This is a genomic window from Candidatus Binataceae bacterium (genome assembly GCA_036495685.1).
In the GTDB taxonomy this organism is placed as follows: domain Bacteria; phylum Desulfobacterota; class Binatia; order Binatales; family Binataceae; genus JAFAHS01.
In genome coordinates this window covers 1-7,797 of record DASXMJ010000188.1, presented here as the reverse complement: position 1 = coordinate 7,797, position 7,797 = coordinate 1, and the positions used below count along the sequence as shown (strand labels likewise).

Here is a 7,797-nt window from a genome sequence, read left to right as displayed (position 1 = left end):
TCAGACCGCAAAGTACTCCAGGAAGCTAAAGGCTCAGCGCGGTTTGAGCAGATCGATTTTGTCCAGGTAGAAGCTCGCCGTCCGACGTTCAATCCGGTCCATAGTCGTTTCCGTATTAAAGAGCGGGAGTATGCGATCAAGGATCGCCGCGAGAGCTCGGCTGAAGACCTGTCTAAGCGTTCATGTGAACTAAAAGTTCGAGAGAGAAGAACTGCTTGACGTGAAATTTAGCGAAACTATAACGCGGCGGCATTTTTGCTAGGGCAATGTAGAGAGGGTTTCGTAGGAGGCGATGAACAATATGAGTTCCTCGCGGGTGTTCGTTGGATTCGTTGCCGGATTCATTTTCCTCACCACGCTTCTTACTAGCTCTTCTCGTGCTCAAACTGCAGATACCGGTGCCCAATCGACCGAGTGGGCCGCTCCCGCAATTTCCGCGGCACAGCGAATGAGGATGTTTCCTGATCCAAGCCAGAGTGTGCAGCAGGCTCCGCCGGTGATACCGGAGCTTGAAACCGATCGCGATCCAAGCGGGCTCATCTCGAGCTATCAGCCTGGCGGCGCGACGCTGGCCTCGCGTAACCCCTTCTTCCAGAACCTGGGCACCAACGGCCGCACCTGCTTTACCTGTCATCAACCTCAGAACGGGTGGACCATCAGCGCACAAGCAGCACACGATCGCTTCTTCGCAAGCAACGGCACCGACCCCCTGTTCCGGCTGGTCGACGGCGCCACCTGTCCAAGTGACGATGTCTCGACACCGGCCGCCCAGCAAAAGGCTTATAAGCTGCTAATCGACAAGGGCCTGATTCGCATCGGACTTGCGATTCCGTCCAATGCGAAGTTCACCGTGTCGGTGCTGAGCGATCCTTACGGGTGCAACACCGATCCAACGACCGGCCTCACGAGTCCAACCTCGGGAATCGTCTCTGTGTATCGCCGCCCGCTGCCTTCCACCAACCTGGGCTTTCTCAGCACCATAATGTGGGACGGCCGCGAGCCTTCGCTAGCCCATCAGGCGGTCGACGCGACTTTGGGGCATGCGCAAGGGAACAACCCCGGGCCAACCACCGCCGAACAAACGCAGATCGTGAATTTCGAGAGCGGGATTTTCACCTCGCAGATCTTCGACAACCTAGCCACGTTGTTGCTGGCGAGGCCAACGCAGCTGACCCAGACCGTGCCGATCGCGGGCACCAACCCAGTGCAATGCACCGAAACTTCGGTAGCGCAGAGCGGAGGACCATTCGCTCTGGCCGCGCTGCTCCCCGAGTTCTTTATTGGCGTCAACGACCCGCTCGGGCTTAACCCGTGCGGGACGCCGTTCACGGGCGACATTTTCGATCTCTATGCGAACTGGGCGAATTTGCCTGGCAACGACCCGGTGAGCAGTTTTCGGAAGTCCGTGGCCCGCGGCGAAGAAGTGTTCAACACGAAGCCAATCAACATCACGGGCGTAACTGGCATAAACGATGTCCTTAATCAGCCATCTTTTATCGGCAATTGCGGTACCTGCCACGACACGCCGAATATCGGCGACCATTCGGTGAAGGCGCCGCTCGACATCGGCATCACCGATGCCAACCCGGTCCAACCACTGGACGTCTCTGGCCTGCCCGTCTTCGCTGTGACATGCACAGATCCGAATAGTCCGCTCTTAGGGAAGACCTTCAACGTCACCGATCCCGGACGTGCCCTTATCAGCAATAACTGCGCGGACATCGGTAAGACCAAAGGGCCAATCCTTCGCGGGCTCGCGGCCCGCGCGCCTTATTTTCACAACGGCTCAGCCGCAACCCTAAGCGATGCGGTAGAGTTCTACGAGCAGCGGTTCAACGTCGGTTTCACCGACCAGGAAAAGCAGGACCTCGCGAATTTCCTGGCAACCCTTTGATCGAGGACCGGGCCCGGGGGACTCCGTAAGGCGCCCCCGGGCCTCGACGGCTTGCTTCAGCTCATGCGGCTGGCGCGATTGATCCTACGCGGGCGCCGCGTAGACAGCCGCGTGGACGCCCGCTCTTCAACTTGACGGCCCGGCACTTATGCTACTAATCAGGGTCGCGTGGGTGGGACTCGCGTATTCATTTGTCTGGTCGGCGCGCTTGCGCTGATGACGGTCATGACGCCGATTTCATCGGTGTCGGCCGCCGGCGCGGACGATGAGGCCAAGGCCTTGCTGTCAGATCGGTGCGCGATTTGTCACGGCGAGAACGGCGATGGACACGGGCCGGGCGCGCCGTCCTTGGTTCCGCCCCCGAAAGACTTTCACAATCGCAAATGGCAGAAATCGGTCACCGACAAGACGCTCGCCACGGCCATCGTACAGGGTGGGCCCGCCGTCGGCTTGAGCCCCTCGATGCCGGGAAACCCGGATCTGGTGAATAGTCCCGATGTAGTTGCGGCGATCGTGAAGCAGATTCGCGCGTGGGGTAAGTGAGTCCTTCGAGACGGAGGAAATCATCATGAAGAGACGGGAGTTCCTCAAGGCGGGAGCCTTGGTGGTCGTCGGTACGGCGGCCGCCACCTCTGGCGTGGTCGGTCTCGCCACTGCCTCCGGGGGCGCACCGCAGCTTACGACGCTCGAGCCGCATCAAGGGGAGACGCTGCTCAAGATGACGCGGCGCGTCTTTCCCCATAAGCAGCTGGATGACGGTCCCTATTGGAGCGTGGTGCGCGATATCGATGCGGCTGCCAAGGGCGATTCCACCGTCGCGAAGCTTATTTCGGAAGGCGTCGAGACGCTGGACGCGGCCGGAAAGCGCTTTGTCGATCTGACCGAAAAGGAGCAGACCGCCGCGCTCAAGAAAATCGAAGCGACGCCATTCTTTCAGAAGGTCCACTCCGTCGAATTGCAGAGCCTCTACAGCGACCCCGCGGTCTGGAAGGTGCTCGGCTACCAGGGACCGGCCTACAAGTTCGGCGGCTACATTCGCAAGGGCTTCAACGACCTGACCTGGCTGCCCGATCCTCCTGAATCCGCCAGCCCGAAGCCGGCTTGAGGAGGGGTAACGATGGCTACCTACGCATCGAATGATGACTCGGTTATCGTAGTTGTCGGCTCGGGTGCCGGCGGCGGCACGCTCGCCAACGAGCTCTGCCAGAAGGGCCTCCCGGTCGTCCTGCTGGAAGCGGGCGACCGTCAATCGTCGACGACCTTTCGCAACGAGGAGTGGTTCGCGTTCAATCAGCTCGCGTGGCTCGACAAACGCACCACTTCCGGCAACTGGCGGGTCGCGAAAGACTTCCCCAACCTCCCGACGTGGATTTGCAAGACAGTGGGCGGGACGACCGTCCACTGGGCGGGAGCCTCGCTGCGCCTCCAGGAACATGAATTCAAGGCCAAGTCCCATTACTCGGGAATAAGCGGCGCGAACCTGCTCGACTGGCCGCTCACCCTCGCGGAGCTCGAGCCGTATTACGCGAAGGCCGAGTACAAGATGGGTGTGACGCGCACCAACGATATTCCGGGTCTGCCGGGCAACAACAACTTCAAGGTCATGTACAACGGCGCGACCCGCGCCGGATACAAGACCGTTCACACAGGCCGCATGGCCATTAACAGCCGCCCGCGGGACGGGCGTTCCGCATGCTGGCAGCTCGGGTTCTGTTTCCAGGGTTGCAAATCGGGCGCTAAGTGGTCGACGCTGTACACCGAGATTCCGACGGCCGAAAAGACCGGCAAGCTCGACCTGCGGCCCGAGTCGATGGTCATGCAGATTCAGCATAACGATCAAGGCCGCGCGATCGGAGTGCTCTACGCCGACAAGAACGGGAACCATCAATTTCAGAAGGCGCGCGCGGTGTGCATCGCGGCCAATTCCATAGAGACGCCGCGCCTGCTGCTCAATTCCCACTCAAGCAAGTTTCCGAGCGGGCTCGCCAACTCGTCGGGACAGGTCGGCCGCAACTACATGCGGCACACGACCGGGTCGGTTTTCGGCGTGTTCAAACAGCCGGTGCACATGTATCGCGGGACGGTGATGGCGGGAATTATTCAAGACGAAGCCATCTTTGATACCAAGCGGGGGTTCGCCGGAGGCTTCGAGCTGGAAACCATCTCGCTGGGTCTTCCATTTGCCGCCGCGTTCCTGAATCCGGGTGCGTGGGGCGAGGAGTATACCGAGCTGCTCGAAGGCTATCCGAACATGGCGGGAATGTGGATCGTGGGTGAAGACCTGCCACAGCAGAACAACGCGGTGACCCTTCACGCGACCGAAAAAGACAAGTTCGGCTTGCCCATCCCGAACGTGCACTACGATGACCATCCGAACGACCTCGCAATGCGGAGCTACGCGTACAAGCGCGGCGCCGCAGTGTACGATGCGGTCGGGGCTACGCGGACCGTCGAGGTTCCGCCTTATCCATCGACTCACAACCTCGGCACCTGCCGGCAGAGCGAGAAGCCGTCGGACGGCGTATGCAACAAGTGGGGGCAGACCCACGACGTCCGCAACCTGTTCATCTCGGACGGGAGCCAGTTCAGCTCCAGCGCCGCCGAAAATCCAACGCTCACGATCGTCTCTCTGGCGATTCGGCAGGCCGAGTACATCGCGGACCAGTGCACTAAACGCAGTCTATGAGAGATGGGCGCGGGGTTGCGCGAACGGAAAGCGATCGGGTGCCACTGGCGCGTGGCATTGCTGTGTGGGCTGTGGTGGGTAGCGGCGTCACCCGCGCACGCACATAAGTTCGGCGGACCCAACGATCCTTGCGAGCGCAAGCTTGGCGCCTCGGTGATTCATATCACCCTGTACCAGCCCGAGTTCGACCCGGATGCCGAGTATTGCGACGAGGTTCCGCGCGAGGGCAACACCGTGTTCGTACTCGATACGCTGGGCGATGAGCTGCGACGTGTGCCCATCGGGGTTCGGATCTTTGCAACTGGCCGGGACGGCTCAAGGCATCTTGCGGTCTCGCTGGCGCCCGCGGTTTACCCGCGCGGAGTGGTCGATACCCAGGTCAATCTGGCCGAGGGTTTTGGCTACCTGGCGACCGTCTCAATCGGGTCGCCGGGCGCTGCAAAGGCCTCCGAATATTCGTTTCCCATTCGGGTCAGGGCGTGGTATCGGGCTCTTGTGGTGCCTTTTGTGCTGGTGCTGGGGGTACTCGCGCTGGTGGCAATATCGATTATTCGCTATCGGCGCAACGTCGTATTACGCGGCCGTCATCGCCGTGCCGCGGCATTCACCCGGCTTGCGGTGGTGGTCGTCGCTCTGAGCATCTGTGCGGCAGGATGTCACACGCCCACCAAGACGGTGGCGACACTTCCCAACGTGCGGCTGATTGACGATCACGGGCGGCCCGTCGATCTGAGTTCGCTCAAGGGAAAGGTGATACTGCTGAATTTCGTTCACGTCGGATGCCCGGGAATGTGCGACGCTCTGATCAACAAGTTCGGGCAAATCGCCGACGCGATCCGTCCCGAACTCGGCTCGCGGGTAGTGCTGGTAACCATTACCAACGATCCGGAGCATGATCGGCCCGCGCTGCTCCTAAAGCTGGCGCGTGACCGGCAGGCCGACATGAGCGGATGGCTGTTTCTGACCGGCACGGCCGCCGACGTCGCTCGCATAACGACAGCATTTGGAGTGGATAACCGGCGCTTGCCGGACGGTTCTCCCAATCATATCACACGGGTGTTCATGCTTGGGCCCGATCTGCGCCAGGAGCGCGAGTATGCAGGGATGGGGATGAATTCGCAGCGGGTGGTTACGGAGCTCAAGGTCCAGTAGAACGCGGAGGCGCTTAGTCGCGAAGCGCTCCGCAGGGAGTACGCAAATGGCTGGTTCAGCGCGAAAAATCGACACGCAGATGGGCGGCGGGGCTGCCACCGGCAGCGAGCGCAATCCGACCGATTGGATGGTGGGATGGCAATCGCTGTTCTGGGGCTCGGCGCTGGTGATGGGCGCGAACTTGTTTCTGTGGCTCTGGGATTACAAGTTCGCGTTCACGGCCGGACTCAACTCGGCGAGTCACGAGTTCACGCTCTACTATCGAACGCTTTTCTGGGGTGAATTGGTCACGCTCGGCGTCTTCACGGGGCTCTGGTACGGATGGCTTATGCGCACCGGGCGCCAACTCGCTACCGAGCCGTTCTCGCGTGCCGAAGAGGTCCGCCGCATCGCGGTGCTGTGGAGCATCGTCGGGGTCACCAGCCTGTCCATCTACATCGAGGCGAGCTTCTGGCCCAACTGGGACGGCGCGTGGCATCAGACTCTGGTGCGCGACACCGCCCTCACGCCCACCCACATCCCGATGTTCTACTTTTTCTTTCCGCTCTCGGTAGTGCTCGCTCTGGGCGCGTACCTGTACGGAAGATATCGCATTCCGGCGCTTTACTCGCCTAACCTCGGCTTCCCGTGGTCGTTCTTTCTTCTGATTGCCGCCGCGGTCCTCGAATGCATGGAAGTCGCGTTCAACGAGTGGGGCCACAGCCTGTGGATTTCCGAGGAGTTCTTCGCGGTGCCGTTCCATTGGCCATTCGTCATGTATGGATGGCTGGCCGCCGGGATGTTCGCGGTATGGGGTGAGACAATATTGCGCTTGCTCGAAATCGAAAAGGCGGAAGAAGATGCCGCCGGGCAAACGCCCACGCGCGCGCAAGCCGTGGCGGACTGAGGGCTCGACATGGCGGCAGGCACTACCACGGCTGGAGAGCGTCAGCGCCGGCTTGAGCTCCGCGCGCTGCTCAACAAGCGGTACAAATGGATCGATCGCAAGTGGGACCTGGTGTTCTGGGTCACCGCGATCTTCGTGGTCGGCGGTGCCGCCGACATCACCAAGCAGCTGTTCGCCGGCGACTGGGACTTCTGGACCGACTGGAAGGACCCGCAATGGTGGCCGGTGATCACCGCGTTTGCGACCATCATCATTCCGTCAGCCCTGCAATATATTCAGTGGGTCGCGTGGCGATTCCCGACCGGGGCCACCTATACGGCGGTGTCTTTTTTCCTGTTCGCCTGGGTGGGCCGATTCTTTCAGTGGCACGTCGCAGAATCTTACCCGCTGAATTTCGTATGGCCGATTTCCACGGTGTGCGCCGCAATCATTCTGGATTGGATCCTGCTGAAGACGCGGAGCTTCATTCTGACCTCGCTGTTCGGAGGGCCCATTTGGGCACTGCTGGTGTGGGCGTTCAACTATGTGCCGCTCACGCCGTTTCTGCAGCCGGCCCATTTCATGAATCACGTGCTCACCGTCGCGGACGTGCAGGGAATTGTTTACATCCGCTCGCAAACGCCCGAGTACCTGCGCCATATCGAGCGCGGCGCGCTGCGCAGTTTTCTCGGTGAAACCCAGTACGTGTCGCTGGTGTTCGGTGGCACGCTCGCCGTGGTCGGCTACTGGATAGGCCAGTTCATCGGACGCTACCTGGCGGTGTGGCCGATCCGCCGCTACATCAAGACGCTGTGACCGCCATGCGAAGCCGAACACGCAATCTGATCGCAGGGGCGTGCGCCGGGGGCGCGTGGATCCTCACCTCGGCTTCCCTGGGGTTCGCGCACGGCGGCATGGCAGGCCCGGATGAACTAGGACGCCCGCTCGGCCTTTCTGTTGCGATTGCCTTCGTTTGCTATTGGGCGGTCATGCTGTGGCCCGCTCGCAAGCCCGGCGGCAACGCGCAACTGAATCGGGGCAAAAGGCCACCTCAGCGTCGCAACCGGCGCATCGCGTCGGGTGGGGGTGAAGAACGCGCCAGTACGCTCAGAGCGGTGGGGATGGGGAGAGATGCTTAAGCGACTGCCCACCTGGATCGTCGCGCTAGCGCTGTTCGCGTTGATCACACCAGCCAAGGTG

Annotated in this window: 8 protein-coding genes; all 8 read left to right on the top strand. The window is 61.1% G+C overall.

Annotation, left to right across the window (positions count from 1 at the left end):
- On the top strand, positions 1-219 hold a 219-nt coding region (locus VGI36_17140; protein ID HEY2486872.1), incomplete at its 5' end, for a hypothetical protein.
- Between the two features lie 235 nt (positions 220-454).
- Positions 455-1,894 (top strand): hypothetical protein, encoded by a 1,440-nt coding sequence (locus VGI36_17135; protein ID HEY2486871.1) that lies wholly within the window; start codon positions 455-457, stop codon positions 1,892-1,894.
- A gap of 168 nt (positions 1,895-2,062) precedes the next feature.
- A complete protein-coding gene (locus VGI36_17130; GenBank protein ID HEY2486870.1) occupies positions 2,063-2,437 on the top strand; it encodes a c-type cytochrome in 375 nt (124 codons plus the stop codon).
- A gap of 25 nt (positions 2,438-2,462) precedes the next feature.
- On the top strand, positions 2,463-2,999 hold the full coding sequence (locus VGI36_17125) for a gluconate 2-dehydrogenase subunit 3 family protein (protein ID HEY2486869.1): 537 nt from the start codon (positions 2,463-2,465) through the stop codon (positions 2,997-2,999).
- A 12-nt stretch (positions 3,000-3,011) separates the two neighbouring features.
- Positions 3,012-4,580 carry a GMC family oxidoreductase gene (locus VGI36_17120; GenBank protein ID HEY2486868.1) on the top strand — a complete coding sequence of 523 codons (1,569 nt, stop codon included), beginning with the start codon at positions 3,012-3,014 and terminating at the stop codon, positions 4,578-4,580.
- Between the two features lie 15 nt (positions 4,581-4,595).
- On the top strand, positions 4,596-5,732 hold the full coding sequence (locus VGI36_17115) for an SCO family protein (GenBank protein ID HEY2486867.1): 1,137 nt from the start codon (positions 4,596-4,598) through the stop codon (positions 5,730-5,732).
- Positions 5,733-5,778: 46 nt separating this feature from the next.
- A complete protein-coding gene (locus VGI36_17110) occupies positions 5,779-6,618 on the top strand; it encodes a methane monooxygenase/ammonia monooxygenase subunit C (protein HEY2486866.1) in 840 nt (279 codons plus the stop codon).
- Between the two features lie 9 nt (positions 6,619-6,627).
- Positions 6,628-7,413 carry a methane monooxygenase/ammonia monooxygenase subunit A gene (locus VGI36_17105; protein HEY2486865.1) on the top strand — a complete coding sequence of 262 codons (786 nt, stop codon included), beginning with the start codon at positions 6,628-6,630 and terminating at the stop codon, positions 7,411-7,413.
- Positions 7,414-7,797: the final 384 nt, after the last annotated feature.

Excerpts from the sequence above, each read along its gene's own strand:
- VGI36_17125 (HEY2486869.1), top strand. The coding sequence starts at position 2,463 with ATGAAGAGACGGGAGTTCCTCAAGGCGGGAGCCTTGGTGGTCGTCGGT.
- VGI36_17105 (HEY2486865.1), top strand. The coding sequence starts at position 6,628 with ATGGCGGCAGGCACTACCACGGCTGGAGAGCGTCAGCGCCGGCTTGAG.
- VGI36_17110 (HEY2486866.1), top strand. The coding sequence starts at position 5,779 with ATGGCTGGTTCAGCGCGAAAAATCGACACGCAGATGGGCGGCGGGGCT.
- VGI36_17120 (HEY2486868.1), top strand. The coding sequence starts at position 3,012 with ATGGCTACCTACGCATCGAATGATGACTCGGTTATCGTAGTTGTCGGC.
- VGI36_17135 (HEY2486871.1), top strand. The coding sequence starts at position 455 with ATGTTTCCTGATCCAAGCCAGAGTGTGCAGCAGGCTCCGCCGGTGATA.